The organism is Nocardia sp. CY15 (assembly GCF_009829295.1).
Classification (GTDB): Bacteria; Actinomycetota; Actinomycetes; order Mycobacteriales; family Mycobacteriaceae; genus Nocardia; species Nocardia sputi.
Genome location: NZ_VUOT01000023.1, coordinates 93886 through 113747 on the forward strand (window position 1 = coordinate 93886; position 19862 = coordinate 113747).

Genomic DNA, 19862 nt, shown 5'->3' on the forward strand with positions numbered 1-19862 from the left:
TGTGAATCGGCGTGGGTGGCGTGAGCCAGTGAATATCACTTCGCCCGCGTGGCGAGAATGCCGTTCAGCAGTACCTGAACAGCCCAGGCCGCGCGCGCGTCGCCGTCGCCTGCCAGCAGAGCGTCCCGCATGGCCACGACGGTCGGATAGCGGTCGGCGGGCAACTCGGCGAAGCGCCGCTCGATCGCGGCGAGGTACTCCTGCTCGGTCCCGCCACCGGTATCGTGCACGCTCTGTTCGGCCGCCGATGCGGTGATGTGCAGGAAGAGCAGGTCCACCGCCCACGACGCGGTCCGGGCGTCCAGCCCCGCCTCGGTGAGCGATCCGAGCATCAGTTCCACCAGCCGCAGCGCGTTCGGGCTGCTCGGGATCACCCCCAGCGCGACGAGCGCCAGTCCTTCGTGCCTGCTCATCGCCGTGACCATGCCATCGACGAGCGCGGTCAGCCGCTCGCGCCAATCCGCCCCGGCGGGCGCGGGGACAGCGCCGAGGACATGATCGAGCATGGCGGCCATCAGATCGTCGCGATTGGCGACGTACACGTAAAGCGAAGCGGCGCCGGTATCCAACTCCTGCGCCACGCGGCGCATGGTCAGCGCCGCCGCTCCATCCCGGTCCAACACGCGCAGGCCGGTCTCGACGATCACCTCACGACTCAGCGGAACTTTGGCGGGGCGGGACCGGCGGCTGACGGCTGCTGCGCTCATGCGCCGAGCATAACCAGGTACGAACGCTGTTCGGACGAACGGCGCAGGTCCGCGCCCGCGGACTTCGTCCGCACACTCGGCGATGAGCTCAGGAGGGGCATCGGACCCGGCATGCGGCGGGAGGACGGGCGCAACGGCCTGTCGCGGTCGCGCATCCGCCACACGGGTCACGTCGACACTTCATGTGATCCACAGCACAGACATAAATTTCACACATGGCCACCGTCTGCTGCGGAAAAGGCCACAACGCGCAGCTCACAGCCATTGCGAAGACAGGCGGGCACGCTCGCGAGAACCCGCGCCGCAGCGCGAGATTCGGCGGCCGAGGGGCACAACGGAGCGTTCGGCGCATTTCACTCGCGATGTCTCGACACCCCGGTTCGGTCCCGCCGACGCTCTATGCTGGCTTCGGTATGCCGGTAGTGCGCCGGGAAGGAGGGCGCGGGTGCGCAGAAAACCGTCCACCGTGGGTGTCGCACCGGGCGACGGACTGGTCGCCCGCTTCGGGGCGGTCGTCGCCTACCTCGGTGCCGAAACCGCCTCCACCGACCGCGTACTCGGCACCATCGAAGCCGTCGCCGAAGGGGACCACCCCGGCGCCGCGCTCGCTCAGCGCTTGGCCGCGGTGATCTTCGGCAGCACGGTCCAACCGCCGCCGTTCGGCGTGGTCGCGCCGACCGACGACGGCATGCTGATCCTGTTGCGCGGACCGGTGACCGCGGAGATCCAAGGCGCGGAGGGCACCCGCCGCCTCGACGGCGGACGTGCGTTCACCTGGGTGGACGAAATCGTGCGCGAACCGGTGCGCCGCATCACGATCGGGGCGGGCACCGGTGCGCCGCCGACCGCGCTGCCACGCACGGACCTGCGCGCGGGCGTGGTGCCCGGTGGCGGCTTCGTCTTGCACGCGGCGGTGCGGCGCGCCGGGAAAACGGTCGAGCCGCGCACCGCCGAGCCCGCTTCGCGGCCCGAGCCCGAGCCGACGGCCGCGGCGGGTTTCACCGCGATGCCCGAACCGACCGGCGCGTCCGAAGCCGTCGCGCCCGCCCCGCAGCCGACCGAATCGGTGCGTCCCCTTGCCAAACCGCGTCCGCCACGGCCAGTCGCGGATCGTCCGCTCGCTTGGTCCCAAGTGCATCCCGCGCATGAAGCGGTAGCCCTGCGGAAAACGCCCGAGACCAGCGGAACAGGTGTTCCTCGCCCGGCGGCCCCCGCAGGAGACAGCATCGGCGCACTGGTGACCGAAGACGGCGCGGCTTACCCGTTGAATCGCGCCTACGTCATCGGTCGCGGTCCCCAGGTGGACGAATCGGTGCGCGCCGCCACCGCCGCACCGCTCGTCATCCAGCGCGATCGCCACGTCTCCCGCGTTCACGCCTACGTGTCGGTCGACGGCGGCAAGGTGTACGTCCGGGACGCCGCCGCCACGTCCGGCACCTTCATCGCGGCTCCCGGCGCCGACCAGTGGACCCGGATCAACACGTCCCCGACCGAACTCCTTCCGGGCTGGCGCGTCCGCGTCAGCGAGCGCGTCCTCACCTACCGCGGCCAGGATCAGCGCACCGGCGGCGCGGCCGACACCGCGGGCGCTCGCCGCCGTTCCTGAACAGCGGCGTGAGCCTGCCGGTCCGCGCCCGGTCCGGACGACGGGAAGGGGACAATGGCGGCATGCACCGAAACGGACCGAGCCGCGACATCGATGAGTCCGAGCTGAGTGTGACCCCGCCGAAGGAGCAGGCCGCGGGTGTCACCGCCGTGGCGGTGGCGCTGAAACGCTCGGTCGAGGAGATGGGTGTCGTGCGCACCGCCCGCACCCTGGCGCGGGTCAATCAGGTGCACGGCTTCGACTGCCCCGGCTGCGCCTGGCCGGAGCCGACCGGTCATCGCAGGCCCGCGGAGTTCTGCGAGAACGGCGCGAAGGCCGTCGCCGAGGAAGCCACGCTGCGCACGGTCACGCCGGAGTTCTTCGCCGCGCACTCGATCGCCGAGCTGAGCGAGAAGTCCGGCTACTGGCTCGGGCAGCAGGGCAGGCTGACTCACCCGATGGTGCTGCGGCCCGGCGACACCCATTACTCCCCCATCACCTGGGAGGAGGCCTACCGGTTGATCGCACATACACTGCGCGGCTTGGACTCGCCCGACGAGGCGGTGTTCTACACCTCAGGCCGCACCAGCAACGAGACCGCGTTTCTCTATCAGCTGCTGGTACGCAGTTACGGCACCAACAATCTGCCGGACTGCTCCAACATGTGTCACGAGTCCTCTGGTACGGCGCTGTCGAGCTCGATCGGGATAGGCAAGGGCTCGATCTCCATCGATGACTTCGAAAAGGCCGACTTGATCGTCGTCGCGGGACAGAACCCGGGCACCAACCATCCGCGGATGCTCAGCGCGCTCGCCGCAGCCAAAGCGAAGGGCGCCCGGATCGTCGCGGTGAACCCGCTGCCGGAGACCGGGCTGCTCGGCTTCCGCGATCCGCAGACGGTGAAAGGGATCACCACCGGTGTGCCGATCGCCGACGACTTCCTGCAGATCCGCCTCGGCGGTGACCTGGCCCTGTTCCAGGCGCTGGGCCGCCTGCTACTGGAAGCCGAGGACCGCGCGCCCGGCACGGTGGTCGACCGCGCGTTCGTCGACGCCCACTGCGCGGGCTATGCCGACTACGAAAAGCACGCGCGTGCCGTCGATCTCGCCACTGTGGAAGAAGCGACCGGCCTGAGCGCGGCCGAACTCGAGCACACCGCCGAGCTGTTCGCACGCTCGCGCAACATCATCCTGTGCTGGGCGATGGGCCTGACCCAGCAGGCCCATGCCGTGGCCACCATCGAGGAGGCCACCAACCTGCTGCTGTTGCGCGGCATGATCGGGAAACCGGGCGCGGGTGTGTGCCCGGTGCGGGGCCACTCCAACGTCCAGGGTGACCGCACCATGGGCATCTGGGAGAAGATGCCCGAGACCTTCCTCGGCGCTCTCGATCGCGAGTTCGGCATCACCAGCCCGCGCGAGCACGGCCTCGACACCGTCGCGGCCATCCGCGCCATGCGTGACGGGCACGCGAAAGTCTTCTTCGGCATGGGCGGCAACTTCGTCTCCGCCACCCCCGACACCGCCGTGACCGAGGCAGCGCTGCGCGGCTGCGCGCTCACCGTGCAGGTCTCCACCAAACTCAACCGCAGCCACGTCGTGCACGGCCGCACCGCGCTCATCCTGCCCACCCTCGGGCGCACCGACATCGACCTCGCCCCGGACGGCACCAAACATCAAGTCTCGGTGGAGGACTCGATGTCGATGGTGCACCTGTCCACCGGTCGGCTGAAGCCCGTCAGCGAACACCTGCGCAGCGAAGTCGCCATCGTCTGCGAACTCGCCGCGGAACTCTTCGGCGCCGATCACGCGGTGGGGTGGGCGCGTTTCGCCCGCGACTACGACGCCATCCGCGACGCCATCTCCCGCGTCGTACCCGGCTGCACCGACTACAACCGTAAAGTTCGGCAGCGCAACGGCTTCCAGTTACCCCACCCGCCGCGCGACGCCCGCGAATTCCGTACCGCCACCGGCAAGGCCAACTTCGCGGTCAACGAACTGACCTGGCTGCCGGTCCCCGAGGGCAGGCTGATCCTGCAAACGCTGCGCAGCCACGACCAGTACAACACCACCATCTACGGCCTCGACGACCGCTACCGCGGCATCCACCACGGCCGCAAAGTCGTCCTGGTCCACCCCGACGACATCACCGCGTTCGGCTTCACCGACGGCGACCTGGTCGACATCGTCTCCGAGTGGACCGACGGCACCGAACGCCGCGTCGAAGGCTTCCGCCTGGTCTCCTATCCCACCCCACGCGGCAACGCCGCCGCCTACTACCCCGAAACGAATCCTCTGGTACCACTGGACCACGTCGCGAAACGGTCCAACACACCCGTCTCCAAAGCGGTCACCATCCGATTCGAAGCGAGCACCGGCGTGAGCGGTCAGGGCGGGAGTCAGGGCCCCGCTCATGCAGACAAGGAGACAGCATGAGTCGCGTCACCGCCCGCCGCCGGATGCTGCGGATCTCGCCCACCGGGGAGATCCGTCGTCCGGACACCCTCGCCGTCGAGGAACCGCTGGAAATCCGCATCGGCGGGCAATCTCTGACGGTCACCATGCGCACCCCCGGCAACGACGTCGACCTCGTGCACGGATTCCTGTTGAGCGAAGGCATGATCGGCTCCGCCGAGGACATCGTGGCGGCCCGCTACTGCGCGGGCACCGACGACCAGGGTCGCAACACCTACAACGTCCTCGACGTCACCCTGCGCGCACCCGTCCCGGTGACGAAGCGGAATTTCCTCACCACCGGCGCCTGCGGCCTGTGCGGCAAGAGTGCCCTCGAGGAGGTACGCACCCGCACGCGATTCCCCCTGCCCGCCGGCGGCCTCGTGGTGGATTCCCGTGTGCTGGCCGCCATGCCCGGCATGCTGCGCGACCGCCAATCGGTGTTCGACGCCACCGGCGGCTTGCATGCCGCGGGGTTGTTCACCGCCGAAGGCTCAGCGCTGGCGGTGCGCGAGGACATCGGCAGGCACAACGCGGTGGACAAGGTGATCGGCTGGGCGCTGCGCGAAACCCGGGTCCCCGCTCACGATCTGGTGCTCATCGTCAGTGGGCGCGCCTCGTTCGAACTGGTGCAGAAAGCCGTCATGGCCGGCATCCCGATGCTCGGCGCGGTCTCCGCGCCCAGCTCCCTCGCGGTCGACCTCGCCGCCGAGGCCGGACTCAGCCTGGTCGGCTTCCTCCGCGGCGACACCATGAACGTCTACAGCGCCCCCGAGCGGATCGGCACCGATCCGGGCACGGACTCGTTGTTGGCCTGACTCACTATTGCTCCGGCCGGACACCCGTCTTACCGTGGCTGCACAGAGCCGAAACGGATTCGGTGAGAACGGAGCGGCCGATGCGGATCTCGGTGGAGGGAAACTCCGGGGGCCTGCGGGTGCGGATGCGGTTCGAGCAGTACCGCCGCCTGCTGCTCACCCGGATCGTACTGGCCGTTTTGGCGGTGCAAGGCGCCGTCGTCGGTCTGTGGGCCACGCTGGCGCCGCACTCCTGGTACACCAGCTTCCCGGGATTCGGCGCACGCTGGGTGGCGGCCGACGGCCCGTACAACCACCATCTCGCGGCCGACGTCGGGTCCTTCTTCCTCGCGCTGACCGCGGTGACGATCGCCGCGCTGGTCGTCGACGGCACCACGGCGGCCCGGATCGCGGGCATCGGCTGGCTGACCTTCGGTATCCCCCATTTCCTGTACCACGTCTCCCACAAGCCCGCCGAGCTGGGCGCGGCCAGTTTCACGGCCAGCCTCGTCGCGGCGTTCCTGCTCGTGGTCGGCGGAGTCGTCTGTGTCTTCGTTCCGCCGCGTGGCGAGCTGCCCCTGTCGGAACCGCAGCCGATCACGCTGCGTTTCCCGCGCCGCCGTCCACGCACGTCTCGATGATCGAGGCCCGGTCGGCGAGTCCGGGACGCCCGTGGGCGATCACCACGGGCGTGATCCGGTGCGTCCGCGGATAACGCCGAGTTCCCCGGGTCAGTCCTTCAGCGCTTCGAGCAGCGCCGCGCGCTGACGTGCGCCGAGACCGCCGATGCGGCGGTCCTCGGGGATCTCCGCCTGGTCCATCAGCTTCGCGGCCTTCACCGGGCCGACACCGGGCAGGGCCTTGATCACCGCGGCCACCTTGGTCTTCTTGACCAGCTCGTCGGAGTCGGCCTTCTTCAGCAGGTCCGCGACCGAGACCTTGCCTTCCTTCACCTTGCCGATCAGTTCGGAGCGTGCCTTGCGGACCGCAGCCGCCTTGGCCAATGCCTCGGTGCGCTGCTCTGCGGTCATGGTAGGCAGTGCCATGTCTCCTCCGCTTTCCACTCGTCACTCGAACCTCTGGTTGACCGGACCGAGTAAACAGCACGGCACCGGCAGCGCAAGCTCGACACACCGGGGCACGAGCAGCGGAAATAGCGATGAATTTCCCCGGTCCACGCCGTCGGAATCGGTGAACGGCCGACGCCCGACGGGCGAAAAGGACGAAAGGAACACCACGTCATGGAGCTGTCCCTCACCCAGTTCGTCACCCTGGACGGCGTGTGCCAAGCACCCGGCGGCCCGCAGGAGGACACCAGCGGCGGATTCACCCATGGAGGCTGGTCGGTGCCGTTCGGCGACGCGGATTTCGGCGCGTTCATCGACGCGGTTTTCGATCGCGCGGACGCGTTCTTGCTCGGACGGCGTACCTACGAGATCTTCGCCGGTTACTGGCCGAAGATCACCGATCCGGACAACCCGGTGGCCACCAAGCTCAACGCCCTGCCCAAGCACGTCGCCAGCCGAACCCTGGAGCGCGCCGCATGGCCGGGCACCGAGCTACTGCGTGGCGAACTCGTCGCCGAAGTGACCGCGCTGAAGCAGCGGCCCGGCCGCGAACTCCAGACGCACGGCAGCGGCAACCTGGCCCGCACCTTGTTGGCCCACGGCCTGATCGACACCCTTCACCTGCTCACCTTCCCGGTACTTCTCGGCACCGGTAAGCGCCTGTTCAGCACCGATGTGCAGCCGACCGGGCTCGAGCTCACGGAATCGCGGGTGACCGGCAGCGGCATCGTCATCGGCACCTACCGCAACGCCGGTGCGCCGCGTTACGGCGATTATTCCGAGGAGGCCATCGCTGCGCAGTAACACGGGGTGCCCCGTTCCCGACAAATTCAGCGAACACTCAGCGCGGTTCATGGTTCAACGGCGAACCAGGGGGATCAACGACGATCCCCCACATCCGGCGCGATCGGCCCACACCGAGCGGCGCCGTCACCGCGCCGACCACAACATCACACAGTCGGATCCACGGCCCGTGGCAGCGTGGCCCGTGACAGCATGACGGCATGGGGCCGAGCATTCCGCCGGGGACGCCCTCGCCCGCAGCATTGTGGCTGTGGCCCGGGCAGGCGATCTATCGCGGACCGTCGCTGCACTTGGCGGCGCATTCCACCGCGGTCGACTGCCTTGCCGTCGGGGTGGACGCCACGCTCACGCTGGAGGCCGACGGCATAGCGCGTACCGCACGCAGCGCGCTGATCCCGCCACGCCGGGTACATCGCGTGGTCGCGGGCGGCGATCACATGATGTTCTGCTATCTGGATCCGGGCTCGCGCAGCGCCCGGGCATGTCACGACCGAATGCTCCTATGGGACAGCGGTTTCGGACTCGGTCACCGAGCGGAGAGCGCGCTGACGACCGCCGCGAGCGGCCCGTGTCCCGATCCGCACGAACTGGCCGACCTCGTCGGCGCCGCGCCGGTCCCGGTGTTGGACGGTCGCGTGACGGAGGCGATGGCGGCGCTGCTCGCCAATCCCGCGCGCGAATTCACCGCAGGGCGGTTCGCCGCGGCGGCGCACCTGTCCGAGTCACGCTTCCTGCGCTTGTTCGCGGCGCAGGCAGGAACCTCGTTCCGGCGGTATCGGCTCTGGGCCAGGATGCTCGGCGTCGGCCGCGCGATCGCCGAAGGCGCGAATCTCACGGTCGCGTCGGCCGAGGCAGGATTCGCCAGTCCGTCCCATTTCAGCGACGCCTTCCGCACACTGTTCGGGTTGTCGGCCACCGCGCTGTTGGCCACCGGCGTGCGGATTGTCGTGCTGGACGCGGCGCAAGGGATCGAATCGGACTCGCGAACTTGCTAGGCTACAAAACTAGAACACGTTTCACTGCAAGAGGAGACTCGATGGCCAAGCAGATCCGCGATGTGGTCGAGCAGTACGTCAAGCTGGTCGGCTCGGGCCCGACCGAGGACATCGTCGATCTGTACACGCCCGACGCGGTCGTGGAGGACCCGGTCGGCACCCCGCCCAAGCGCGGCCACGACGCCATCCGCGAGTTCTACGAGGTGATCGCCGCCCTGGACCGGGAGACCGAGCTGCGGCCCGAGGATGTCAGGGTCGCGGGCAACCAGGCCGCGTTCGCGTTCACCATCGTCACCAAGGTCGGTGGGCAGCGCTTCGTCCTGTCGCCGATCGACGTGATGGAGTTCGACGAGGAAGGCCGGATCACCGGAATGCGCGCCTACTGGAGCCAGGAGGACATGCGGGTCGACCCCGAGTGACCCGCCCGGCGGCCGTGTGCCGGCTCACACCGTCGCCCCATCACATTCCGGCCCGGTCTCTCGTCCGAGAAGTAGGAACCACATCCGCTGATCGAAGGAGATCGACATGGGCGCCACTCGGATCGCCGCCGTCACCCCGCAGCAGGCGGGGCCGGTGACCAAACTGCTGTACCGGCTGGCCAAGCGCCGCTTCCGCGAAGTGCCGGAGCCCTTCGCCGTCACCGCCAACCATCCGAAGCTGCTTACCGCCAACGCGGTGCACGAGACCATGGTGGACCGGGCCAGCACCGTCCTGCCCGCCGTTATCCGCGAGATCGCCGTCTATCGCACGGCGTGGACGATCGGCTGTTCGTGGTGCGTCGACTTCGGCGCCATGCTCATGCGCCTGGGCGAGCTGGACATCGCCCGGCTCGAACACATCGCCGACTACGCGACCTCGCCGCTGTACTCCGACGACGAGCGCGCCGCCATCGCCTACGCCGACGCGATGACCGCCACGCCAACCGCGGTCACCGACGAGCAGGTCGCCGACCTCGAGCGGCGCTTCGGCCGGGCCGGTGTGGTGGAGCTCGGCTATCACATCGCGCTGGAAAACTCGCGCGCCCGGTTCAATTCCGCGCTCGGGATCACCGCACAGGGTTTCAGCACCGATTCCTGCCGTGTGCCCTGGGCGTGAAAGGGGCTGCGGCGCTGGGAAAAGGTCTCCGCCGACCTGGCACTTCGGCGCCGCATCCACTCCGGACTGTCGCTGCGGCCTGGAATGCACTAAGAATAAGGGGTGTCGACGTCGCCTGGCCGTGCCCCGGTCAGCGAGCTACCGCTGCGAATTTCCCCGCACGGTAGCCGTGCCGGCGTCTTCGATTTCTCGAGTTCCCCTCCGCCCGACCGTTTTGGAGCCGCATGCTCGACGAACAGACCCCGGACGACGACATCGAACGGCTGGCGAGGCGGGTCGAGAAGGCCCGCGGCCGTCTCGCCTACCAGTTCGACCCGGCGCTGACCGGCGCACTGTCGGAAGAGGAACTGCTCGCCGAACGCGAACTGGCCGAACGGATCCGGACCCAGAACCGCGACCAGCGCTGGAAGCATGCCGAAGCGTCCTCCGCGGCATCCGACCGGGCGCGGCACACCTCGGAGGCCATCGAGAAAGCCGAGATCAGGGACCTGTTGCTGGCGCGCAAAGCCATTGCGGCGCAGCGCCGAGCCTCCAGCCCGCACGCCCGGCTGGCGTCGCTGTACCGGCACCGTTCCTGGTCGCTCGGCGCGCTGGCGGGCGTCGTCGCGGCGGGGATGCTGTGGTCGGCGGTCAACGTCCAGCACAACATCGCGCCGGGCGGGCCGACCGACCCGCTGTACTGGTTCAGCTACCTGCTCGAGGCGATGATCAGCGTGTCGCTGATCATCATCATGATCGGCACGAACAAGGTCACCGAGTGGGGCGTGCTGGACAACCGCAGCCAGGTGGCCGCGGCCGAGATCGCCTTGCTGGCCCTCACTGTCGCCTTGAACACCTACCCGTACGTGAGCGAGGGGCGGTGGTTCGACGCCGCCGTGCACGGGGTTGCTCCGGTGATGATCGGCGTCGCGCTGCTCATCCACGACGCCGCGAGCGCGCGCTACGGTCGCGCGATCAGCTACGCCACCGAACAGGTGCGTAACCTGCCCGACCCGATCGGGCACGAGCCCTTGCCGGAACGTGCCCTTGCGGACATGAGCGGCACGGACGCCGACCCCCGGACGGGTCTGCACGCCCCGCTGGTGCACAGCGCGCACGGCTAGTCCTACTGCGCGGCGGCGCAACGGAAGTCAGCACGGAGCCGTACGCCGACCCCCTGCCCGAACCGGCGCGGATGCGGTCAGCGAGCCGAACCCCGCCCCTGGCCTGCCACTCCGGCGTCCTCAGTACGGGTACCGCCGTTCGACCGCGTCTTTGGCCTCTTTCAACCCGCAGCCGGTGAGCTCGCGGTACCGCTTGATCGCGTGAATCTTCTTGCCCTGCGCCAGTAATGCGTCGATCTCCGCCATGCCCTCGCCCCGCGGGACCGACCGCACCGCAGGCCGCGGCGCGACCGGCGCCTCGATGCCCAGATGGGCCATGATCAGATCGAGCTTGACGTGCAACGCGTCGACCTTGCGCTCCAGGCGCCGGTTGGCAAACATGAACCGATCGTAACGACGGACACCCGCTTCAGGCGGCGACGAGCACGGCGTCGGCCAGACTCGCCATGACCTCGAACCGCGCACGGTCACCAGCCAGCTGCAGCAGCCGGTCCACGCACGGCTGGCCGGTGACCAGACGCAACCTGCGGCCGGTCTCCTCCAGCATGGACCGCGCGTCGATCAGGACTTGTAGTCCGGCGACGCCGAAGAACCTGACTTTGGACAGATCGACGACCACCAGGGGCGCCGCTGTGCCCAGCGAGCCGATCAGCCTGCGGCGGAAAACTTCGACGGTGTAATGGTCGACCTCGCCCGCGAGCGCGCAGAGGGTGACCAGCTCGCTCGGGGCGGTGACGGAAATCTTGAGCCGCTCGGCGGGGTGATCGGCATTGCGAGCAGCGTTGAGGACGTACGTGGGGTTGGCCAAGCCTGCCGACATGAGGACCTCGGTCCAGTCGCGCCCGCAGCGTTCTCGCGAGAGGGAGTGCTCGCGGGTGATGTAGCGCTCCAGAAGACGCAGCCGCCGGAACTAGGCTGTTTGCTCAACCCTCACGAAGGTGTACCCCCGCGGGTAAGCCGCCACACCCGGATTACGCCGACTTCTCCCGGCGCTCCGGCCGCTGCGGCTTGCGCGGCACGATGGTGGGCAGCACGTTGTCGTTGACGGTGTCCGCGTTGACGACCACCTTCGCGACGTCGTCGCGGCTGGGGATGTCGTACATCGCGGGCTGGAGGACTTCCTCCATGATCGCCCGCAGGCCACGCGCGCCGGTGCCGCGCAGGATCGCCTGGTCGGCGACGGCCTCCAGCGCGTCGTCGGTGAACTCGAGGTCGACCCCGTCCATCTCGAACAACCGGACGTACTGCTTGACCAGCGCGTTCTTCGGCTCGGACAGGATCTTGACCAGCGATTCCTTGTCCAGGTTGGTCACCGAGGCGACCACGGGCAGACGACCGATGAACTCGGGGATCAAGCCGAACTTGATCAGATCCTCCGGCATGACGTCCGCGAAGTGGTCGGTGGTGTCGATCTCGGCCTTGGAACGCACCTCGGCGCCGAAACCGATGCCGCGATGGCCGGTGCGGTCGGAGATGATCTTTTCCAGGCCGGCGAAGGCGCCCGCCACGATGAACAGCACGTTGGTGGTGTCGATCTGGATGAACTCCTGGTGCGGGTGCTTGCGCCCGCCCTGCGGCGGCACGCTCGCCTGGGTGCCCTCCAGGATCTTCAGCAGCGCCTGCTGCACGCCCTCACCGGACACGTCGCGGGTGATCGAGGGGTTCTCGCTCTTGCGAGCGATCTTGTCGACCTCATCGATGTAGATGATGCCGGTCTCGGCGCGCTTGACGTCGTAGTCCGCGGCCTGGATCAGCTTCAGCAGGATGTTCTCGACGTCCTCGCCGACATATCCGGCCTCGGTGAGCGCGGTAGCGTCGGCGATGGCGAACGGCACGTTCAGCATCTTCGCCAACGTCTGGGCCAGATACGTCTTGCCGCAGCCGGTGGGACCCAGCATCAGGATGTTGGACTTGGCCAGCTCGACGGTCTCGCCGCGGCTGTCCCGGCCCTTGTCACCGGCCTGGATGCGCTTGTAATGGTTGTAGACGGCCACCGCGAGAGTGCGCTTGGCGGTGTCCTGTCCGATGACGTAGTTCTCCAGGAAGTCGCGGATCTCGGCCGGCTTCGGCAGCTCATCGAGCTTGACCTCGCTGGACTCGGCGAGTTCCTCCTCGATGATCTCGTTGCAGAGATCGATGCACTCGTCGCAGATGTACACCCCTGGTCCCGCAATGAGCTTCTTGACCTGCTTCTGGCTCTTTCCGCAGAAAGAGCACTTCAGCAGATCGCCGCCATCTCCGATGCGCGCCATCTCGTGGGTCCCTACTTCCTTGTCCGCGTGCAACCGTCCGTCCAGGTTGCCAGCTGTCCACCACTTTCGCAGCCGCAAACGCATCGGCTGATCCGTGGCCGGTGGGGCAGTGCTGTCAACCGGGAGCAAAGGTCCCTAGGTTGACCGTACCCGGTGTTCGGGATGGAGGTCGACAACTCGCGCATGTTTCTCGCGCGGGTTGTGCGAGTTGTCACGACACCGACAGGCGATCCGCCCGTCGGATCGGCAACCGAGACCTCCGGCCACCTATCGCGCCGCGCCGGGATTCGAACAGATTCTCATCCGCGGCGGCGCGTATGCGGTCCCGGCCGGGCGGCACGCCGATTGGCATACTTCCCGGCCGGAAATTCCCTTTTGTAGAGCGATTTCCGAGCGAACCGCCACCGGGATCGGCGATTCACCCCCGTCGTCCCGGCTCCGCCGGAAGCGACGATCGGCGCCTGATTACTTCTGCGCGCTCAGCTTGCGGTAGTCGAACACCGTGTCGATGATCCCGTACTCCCTGGCCTCCTCGGCCGTCAGGATCTTGTCACGGTCGGTGTCCTTGCGGATGGTATCGGCGTCCTTGCCGGTGTGCCGCGCGAGCGTGGTCTCCATCAGGCGGCGCATGCGCTCGATCTCGGCGGCCTGGATCTCCAGGTCCGACACCTGCCCCTGGATGCCACCCTCCAGCGAGGGCTGGTGGATCAGCACGCGGGCGTTGGGCAGGCAGGCGCGCTTGCCCGGGGTGCCCGCGGCCAGCAGCACGGCGGCGGCCGAGGCGGCCTGGCCCAGGCAGACCGTGGCGACGTCGGCGCGCACGTACTGCATGGTGTCGTAGATGGCCATCAACGAGGTGAACGAGCCGCCCGGCGAGTTGATGTACATGGTGATGTCGCGGTCGGGGTCCAGCGACTCCAGCACCAGCAGCTGCGCCATGATGTCGTTCGCCGAGGCGTCGTCCACCTGCACGCCGAGGAAGATGATGCGCTCCTCGAACAGCTTGTTGTAGGGGTTGGACTCCTTGACGCCGAAGCTCGAGTGCTCGATGAACGACGGCAGGATATAGCGCGCCTGCGGGCTCTGCGGTGCGATGCCGGACAGGCCGGCGCGCGGGTCGATCGAATTGGCCATCTGAGTCTCCAAAGTCGGTGCGGCGGCCGGACGTTCGAGGTGTCCGGGGGCCTGTGGGTGATCCGGTGCGTTACTTCTTGGCGCCGTTGGCCTGATTCGCGTGGCTGATCACGTGGTCGATGAAGCCGTATTCCAGGGCTTCGGTCGCGGTGAACCAGCGGTCGCGGTCGGCGTCGGCGGTGACCTGCTCGACCGACTTGCCGGTGTGCATCGCCTGCAGCTCGTTCAGCTCGCGCTTGGTGTGCGCGAACTGCTCGGCCATGATCGCGATGTCGGCCGCCGAGCCGCCGATGCCCGCGGACGGCTGGTGCATCATGATGCGCGCGTGCGGCAGCGCGTAGCGCTTGCCCTTGGTGCCCGCGGTGAGCAGGAACTGCCCCATGGACGCGGCCAGGCCCATTCCGTAGGTGGCGATGTCGCACTCGGCGAACTGCATCGTGTCGTAGATGGCCATGCCCGCGGTCACCGAGCCGCCCGGCGAGTTGATGTAGAGCGAGATGTCCCTGGTGGGGTCCTCCGCCGACAGCAACAGGATCTGCGCGCACAGCTTGTTGGCGATGTCGTCGTCGACCTGCGTGCCGAGGAAGATGATGCGCTCACGCAGCAGGCGCTCGTACACCGAATCACTGAGGTTGAGACCAGCAGTCGCGGTTGTCATGACCCCTGCCTGGTTGATTGTCACGGATACCTGCCTTCTCTCGCCGGCTCGTTGTGGGTTGCCCCATAGCCATCACTGGTTGGACCCGCCGCGCCCGATCGGACAGGGCGTATCCAACTTGCCGTCACAAACATTAACGAAGCAGGGCGGCACCGAACTCCCGGTACCGCCCTTTCTTCGCTCACAGCGCAATCAGCGCACCTCTCGGGCGTCGACCGCACCGACATTCCATGAAATTATTCGGCGTCCGCCGCAGCCGTCTCCTCGGCCTTGTCCTCGTCCGCGGAATCGGCGGGAGTGCCGAACATTTCGGTGGTGTCCACCGGGTTGCCCGCGGAATCGGTGACGGTCACCTTGCCGACCACGCCCGCCAGCGCCTTGCCGCGGCGCACGTCGGCGAACACCGCGCCGAGCTGGCCCGCCTGCTGCACCTGCTGGATGAACTGCTCCGGCGCCATGCCGTAGCGCTGCGCCTGGAACAGGATCCGCTCGGTGAGCTCCTCCTGACCGACCTGGGTGCCCTCCGCCTCGGCGATGGCGTCCAGCAGCAGCTGGGTCTTCACCGACTTCTCAGCGGCCTCCTTGGTGTCGGCGTCGAACTCCTCGCGGGTGCTGCCCTGCGCCGCGAGCGCCTCGGCGAACTTGGCCTCGTCGTGGTCGAAGCCGTGCACCGCGTCGTGGGTGACGGCGTCGATCTCGGCCTTCACCACGGCCTCGGGCAGCGGCACCTCGACCTGCTCGAGCAGGGTCTCCAGCACCTTGTCCCGGATCTCCCCGGCCTGCTGCACCTTCTTGACCCGCTCGACGCGGCTGCGCAGATCGGCCTTCAGCTCCTCCAGCGTGTCGAATTCGCTGGCCAACTGGGCGAACTCGTCGTCGGCCTCGGGCAGCTCACGCTCCTTGACCGACTGCACCGTCACGGTGATGACCGCGTCCTTGCCCGCGTGCTCGCCCGCGACCAGCTTGGAGGTGAACTCCTTCGACTCACCGGCGGACAACCCGGCCAGCGCCTCGTCCAGGCCCTCGATGAGCTGACCGGAGCCGACCTCGTGGGACAGGCCGGTGGTGGCGGCCTCGGCCACCTCCTCGCCGTCCACGGTCGCGGAGAGATCGATGGAGACGAAGTCGCCGTCGCGCACGGGACGCTCGACGCCCGTCAGGGTGCCGAAGCGCTGGCGCAGCGACTGCAGCTGCTCCTCGATGTCCTCGTCGCCGACGGTGAACGCGTCGACGGTGACCGCGATGCTCTCGTAGTCCGGCAGCGTGATCTCCGGCCGCACGTCGACCTCGGCGGTGAAGGCGAGTTCCTGGCCGTCCTCGATCTTGGTGATCTCGATGTCGGGCTGGCCGATGACCTTCACCTCGGAGGTGGTGACGGCCTCGCTGTAGCGGCCCGGCAGCGCGTCGTTGACGACCTGCTCCAGGATCGCGCCACGGCCGAGGCGAGCCTCGAGCAGCTTCGCGGGCGCCTTGCCGGGACGGAAGCCGGGGATACGGACCTGCTTGGCCAGCGCCTTGTACGCGCGGTCGAAATCCGGCTTCAACTCCTCGAAGGGCACCTCGACATTGATCCGGACCCGGGTCGGGCTCAGCTGCTCGACGGTGCTCTTCACGGACATGCTCCTTGTTCGTTGTTCGTACTGGTTGACGTTCGGTTTGCGGTGCCAGAGCCCGCCCTCCGAAAGCCGGAACGGCAGGCGAGGCGGCCCTACGCTGGCAGCCGCACTCCCCCACCGGCGCTGGTCGGCGATCCGGAGTCCCGGCCTCGGCCGGGACGACGAGGGGTGCGGCGTACGCCACGCATCCCGACCAGGTTAGTTGACCGGCCGAGCGGGCCTGCACCCGGCGGTGCCTGCCGCGGGCCATGAGCGGCCTGGCTACTTCCCCACCGACACCGCGTCGGTGACGAAGACCAGCGTCTCGTACGGCGCGATGCCACGCCCGCCCGCGCCGTAGCCCAGCTCCGGCGGCACGATCAACAGTCGGCGCGAGCCCTCCCGGACGCCGACGAGTCCCTGGTCCCAGCCGTCGATGACATCGCCGGCGCCGAGGGAGAGCTGGAACGGCTTGCCGCGGTTGAAGGAGCTGTCCAGCGTCTTCTTGTCCGACCAGGTCACCAGCGCGTAGTTCATGGTCAGCGGCTGCCCCGGTTCGGCGCCGGGCCCGCTGCCCTCGATCAGATCCTTGACGATCAACTGCCGCGGCGGGTCGCAGTCGTCCGGAATGGCGATGTCCGGCGCCGCACCGAAGTCGCCGGTGACGCGGATGTCCTCGGCGGTGCACTCCCGGCCTTTGCTCTGCGTGGCCGGGCGCTGCGCGACGGAAGGCCCCGCCGCCGTGGTGTTCGGCGCGGAGACGGTCGTGGCGGACGGCTCGTCGTCCGAGCCGCAAGCCGCCAGCGCGATGGTCGTCGCGGCGAGGGCGCCGATCCCGATGATCCTTCCGAGAATGTGCATGCCGCGGACCCTAGACCACGAGCGGCCGCGGGGTGGGACAGGCTTCCCGCGACACGCTCCGGCCGCCGCGGGGCATCGCGCCCGGCTAGGCTGGCGGTGAATTCTCCATCCGGCGTTGCCGATTCCGGTCGGCAACAGTGCACGACCCGGAGCGGTGGTCCCTTGCGGCGCCACTGTCCCCCCGATGCCCCGAGCGTGAGGAGAGTCGGCGCATGACACACATGGCAAGTGCAGGTGGCGATACCTCGGCCGACAACGTCGGCAGCACCGGCGGGCGAACCGTCGCCCCGCGTCCCTACCGGCTCGCGGACGTACCGGGCCCGTTGGAACGCGACGAGCTGACGTCGATCGATGCGTGGTGGCGGGCCGCCAACTATCTCGCGGTGGGCCAGATCTATCTGATGGCCAACCCGCTGCTGCGTGCGCCCCTGCGATCCGAGCACATCAAGCCCCGGCTGCTCGGGCACTTCGGCACGGTGCCGGGCCTGAATCTGGTCTGGGCGCATGCCAATCGCGCGATCCGCGCCCGCGGCCTGAACGCCGTCTTCGTCGCGGGTCCCGGGCACGGCGGTCCCGGCCCGAACGCGTGCGCCTGGCTGGAGGGCACGTACTCCGAGTTCTACAGCCACATCCCCCGGGACGCCACCGGTATGGGCGCGCTGTTCCGCCAGTTCTCCTTTCCCGGCGGGGTGCCGAGTCACTGCGCACCGGAGACACCCGGCTCCTTCCACGAGGGCGGCGAACTCGGGTACTCGCTGCTGCACGCCTTCGGCGCCGCCCTGGACAACCCCGATCTCACCGTGTTCTGCGTGGTCGGCGACGGCGAGGCGGAGACGGGGCCGCTGGCCACGAGCTGGCATGCGAACAAGTTCCTCAACCCGGCACGCGACGGCGCCGTGCTGCCGATTCTGGCGCTGAACGAGTACAAGATCGCCAATCCGACCATCCTGGCCCGCATCCCCGAACCGGAACTGCTCACCCTGCTGCGCGGATACGGTTACGAGCCGATCGTCGTCGCGGGCGACGACCCCGCGGCGGTCCATCAGGCGATGGCCGCGGCGGTGGACACGAGCATGGAACGCATCGATCGGGTCCAGCGCGCCGCACGAGGCGGCGGCGGCGATGGGGCGCGGCCCGCATGGCCGATGATCGTGCTGCGCACCCCCAAGGGCTGGACTTGTCCGCCGGTGGTGGACGGCGACCAGGTCGAGGGCACCTTCCGCGCGCACCAGGTCCCGTTGCCCGGCGCCCGCACCGACGCCGAACACCGCGCGGTCCTGGAGCAGTGGCTGCGCTCCTACCGCCCGGAGGACCTGTTCGACGACAGCGGCGCACCGGTGCAGGCACTGACCGATCAGGTACCCGGCGGCGATCGGCGGATGAGCGCCAATCCGGTCGCCAACGGCGGCGCGCTGCTGCGCGACCTGCGCCTGCCGGACTGGCGTGACTTCGGTGTCGAGGTGTCCGCGCCCGGCGCGACCCAGCACTCGGCCACCAGGGTGCTCGGCGCCTGGCTGCGGGAGGTCACCAGGAACAATCCGGACAATTTCCTCACCTTCGCGCCGGACGAACTGGCCAGCAACCGGCTGCAGGACATCCTCGAGGTCACCGGCCGGGACTGGCAGGCCGAGATCGATGCCCGCGACGAGAAGCTCGACCGGACGGGCCGGGTGGTCGAGGTGCTGTCCGAACACATGTGCCAGGGGCTGCTGGAGGGGTACCTGCTGACCGGCAGGCACGGCGTGTTCACCTGCTACGAGGCGTTCATCCACATCGTGGACGCCATGTTCAACCAGCACGCCAAATGGCTCGACGCCAGTGCCGCGGTGCCGTGGCGGCGTCCGATTCCCAGCCTGAACTACCTGCTGTCCTCGCATGTCTGGCGGCAGGACCACAACGGCTTCACCCACCAGGACCCTGGCTTCCTCGACGTGGTGTTGAACAAGAAGGCTTCCATCGTGCGGGTGTATCTGCCGCCGGACGCCAACACGCTGCTGTCCACCTACGACCACTGCCTGCGCTCCCGGCACTACGTGAACGTGGTGGTCGCGGGCAAGCAGCCCCAGGCCGACTGGCTGCCGGTGACCGAGGCCGCCGAGCACTGCGCCCGCGGAATCGGCATCTGGCCGTGGGCCGGGCACCGGGACGAAGTCGGCACCACACCGGATGTGGTACTCGCCTGCGCGGGCGACGTACCGACGCTGGAGACGCTCGCCGCCGCCGCGATCCTGCGCGAACGACTGCCCGACCTGCGCGTCCGGGTGGTCAACGTGGTCGACCTGATGCGGTTGCAGCCGCAGGGCGAGCATCCGCACGGGCTGACCGACAGCGAGTTCGACACGCTGTTCACCCGCGACCGACCGGTGATCTTCGCCTTCCACGGCTACCCGTGGCTGGTCCACCGGCTGACCTATCGGCGCGCCAACCACGACGGGCTCCATGTGCGCGGTTACAAGGAACGCGGCACGACGACCACGCCGTTCGACATGGTGATGCTCAACGATCTGGACCGCTACCACCTGGTGATGGACGTGATCGATCGCGTGCCGAGCCTGCGGGAGCGTGCCGCGGGGCTGCGGCAGGAGATGGTCGACGCGCGCTGGACGGCACGCGCTTGGACCAGAGAACACGGTGAGGACATCCCTGAGGTCGCGGACTGGAGCTGGCCCTACCAGCGCGCCTGAACCTGCGCGGGGTCACAGGTCATCGCAGCAGCTTGTCGGTGCCGCGCACCGGAGAACAGGCCCTCCCGGTTC

At 68.5% G+C, this 19862-nt stretch carries 19 protein-coding genes; 10 read left to right on the plus strand and 9 right to left on the minus strand.

The window, feature by feature from the left end; all coding sequences use genetic code 11:
* Positions 1–35: 35 nt before the first annotated feature.
* Positions 36–707: a TetR/AcrR family transcriptional regulator gene (locus GVY39_RS23495; protein ID WP_159928048.1), complete on the minus strand. Its 672-nt coding sequence runs from the start codon at positions 705–707 to the stop codon at positions 36–38.
* A 445-nt stretch (positions 708–1152) separates the two neighbouring features.
* Here GVY39_RS23495 and GVY39_RS23500 point away from each other — a divergent pair, with 445 nt between their 5' ends.
* The 4 genes from GVY39_RS23500 (at position 1153) to GVY39_RS23515 (ending at position 6183) form a co-directional block, all read left to right on the plus strand.
* Positions 1153–2313, plus strand: coding sequence for an FHA domain-containing protein (locus GVY39_RS23500; protein WP_159928046.1), 1161 nt, complete (start codon positions 1153–1155; stop codon positions 2311–2313).
* A 62-nt stretch (positions 2314–2375) separates the two neighbouring features.
* Complete coding sequence (locus GVY39_RS23505) at positions 2376–4727, plus strand: FdhF/YdeP family oxidoreductase (RefSeq protein WP_159928044.1); 2352 nt, start codon at positions 2376–2378, stop codon at positions 4725–4727.
* Positions 4724–5563 (plus strand): formate dehydrogenase accessory sulfurtransferase FdhD, encoded by an 840-nt coding sequence (gene fdhD, locus GVY39_RS23510; RefSeq protein ID WP_159928042.1) that lies wholly within the window; start codon positions 4724–4726, stop codon positions 5561–5563. The genes GVY39_RS23505 and fdhD overlap by 4 nt, the downstream gene beginning before the upstream one ends.
* Before the next feature lie 80 nt (positions 5564–5643).
* Positions 5644–6183: a hypothetical protein gene (locus tag GVY39_RS23515; protein WP_159928040.1), complete on the plus strand. Its 540-nt coding sequence runs from the start codon at positions 5644–5646 to the stop codon at positions 6181–6183.
* Between the two features lie 90 nt (positions 6184–6273).
* Here GVY39_RS23515 and mihF read toward each other — a convergent pair whose 3' ends face one another.
* Positions 6274–6588, minus strand: coding sequence for an integration host factor, actinobacterial type (gene mihF, locus GVY39_RS23520; protein ID WP_040865486.1), 315 nt, complete (start codon positions 6586–6588; stop codon positions 6274–6276).
* A gap of 195 nt (positions 6589–6783) precedes the next feature.
* On the opposite strand from mihF, the gene GVY39_RS23525 reads away from it, so the two are divergent.
* The 5 genes from GVY39_RS23525 to GVY39_RS23545 all read left to right on the plus strand — a co-directional run bounded on the left by GVY39_RS23525 (position 6784) and on the right by GVY39_RS23545 (position 10606).
* The gene (locus tag GVY39_RS23525) at positions 6784–7413 is read left to right on the plus strand and encodes a dihydrofolate reductase family protein (protein ID WP_159928038.1); all 630 of its coding nucleotides are present in this window, start codon (positions 6784–6786) and stop codon (positions 7411–7413) included.
* Between the two features lie 200 nt (positions 7414–7613).
* Positions 7614–8408 carry an AraC family transcriptional regulator gene (locus GVY39_RS23530; RefSeq protein WP_201295315.1) on the plus strand — a complete coding sequence of 265 codons (795 nt, stop codon included), beginning with the start codon at positions 7614–7616 and terminating at the stop codon, positions 8406–8408.
* A 41-nt stretch (positions 8409–8449) separates the two neighbouring features.
* Complete coding sequence (locus tag GVY39_RS23535; protein WP_159928036.1) at positions 8450–8827, plus strand: nuclear transport factor 2 family protein; 378 nt, start codon at positions 8450–8452, stop codon at positions 8825–8827.
* 106 nt (positions 8828–8933) lie between these two features.
* Entirely contained in the window at positions 8934–9503 is a 570-nt protein-coding gene (locus tag GVY39_RS23540) for a carboxymuconolactone decarboxylase family protein (protein WP_159928034.1), read from the plus strand.
* 224 nt (positions 9504–9727) lie between these two features.
* On the plus strand, positions 9728–10606 hold the full coding sequence (locus GVY39_RS23545; protein ID WP_236565619.1) for a hypothetical protein: 879 nt from the start codon (positions 9728–9730) through the stop codon (positions 10604–10606).
* A gap of 120 nt (positions 10607–10726) precedes the next feature.
* Here the strand turns inward: GVY39_RS23545 and GVY39_RS23550 are convergent, their stop codons facing one another.
* From GVY39_RS23550 to GVY39_RS23580, 7 genes are all read right to left on the minus strand, one after another.
* On the minus strand, positions 10727–10987 hold the full coding sequence (locus GVY39_RS23550) for a 50S ribosomal protein L7/L12 (protein WP_159928032.1): 261 nt from the start codon (positions 10985–10987) through the stop codon (positions 10727–10729).
* 28 nt (positions 10988–11015) lie between these two features.
* Entirely contained in the window at positions 11016–11426 is a 411-nt protein-coding gene (locus GVY39_RS23555; protein WP_159928030.1) for an STAS domain-containing protein, read from the minus strand.
* A 151-nt stretch (positions 11427–11577) separates the two neighbouring features.
* A complete protein-coding gene (clpX, locus tag GVY39_RS23560) occupies positions 11578–12858 on the minus strand; it encodes an ATP-dependent Clp protease ATP-binding subunit ClpX (protein WP_043721547.1) in 1281 nt (426 codons plus the stop codon).
* A gap of 465 nt (positions 12859–13323) precedes the next feature.
* The gene (locus GVY39_RS23565; RefSeq protein WP_159928028.1) at positions 13324–13992 is read right to left on the minus strand and encodes an ATP-dependent Clp protease proteolytic subunit; all 669 of its coding nucleotides are present in this window, start codon (positions 13990–13992) and stop codon (positions 13324–13326) included.
* A gap of 70 nt (positions 13993–14062) precedes the next feature.
* The gene (locus tag GVY39_RS23570) at positions 14063–14650 is read right to left on the minus strand and encodes an ATP-dependent Clp protease proteolytic subunit (RefSeq protein WP_159928019.1); all 588 of its coding nucleotides are present in this window, start codon (positions 14648–14650) and stop codon (positions 14063–14065) included.
* Between the two features lie 236 nt (positions 14651–14886).
* Entirely contained in the window at positions 14887–16263 is a 1377-nt protein-coding gene (gene tig, locus GVY39_RS23575) for a trigger factor (protein WP_159928008.1), read from the minus strand.
* 264 nt (positions 16264–16527) lie between these two features.
* Positions 16528–17106, minus strand: a complete 579-nt coding sequence (locus GVY39_RS23580; protein ID WP_159928006.1) for an FKBP-type peptidyl-prolyl cis-trans isomerase — start codon at positions 17104–17106, stop codon at positions 16528–16530.
* Between the two features lie 212 nt (positions 17107–17318).
* Between GVY39_RS23580 and GVY39_RS23585 the strand changes: the two genes are divergently transcribed.
* Positions 17319–19790, plus strand: coding sequence for a phosphoketolase (locus tag GVY39_RS23585; protein ID WP_195070014.1), 2472 nt, complete (start codon positions 17319–17321; stop codon positions 19788–19790).
* Positions 19791–19862 lie beyond the last annotated feature (72 nt).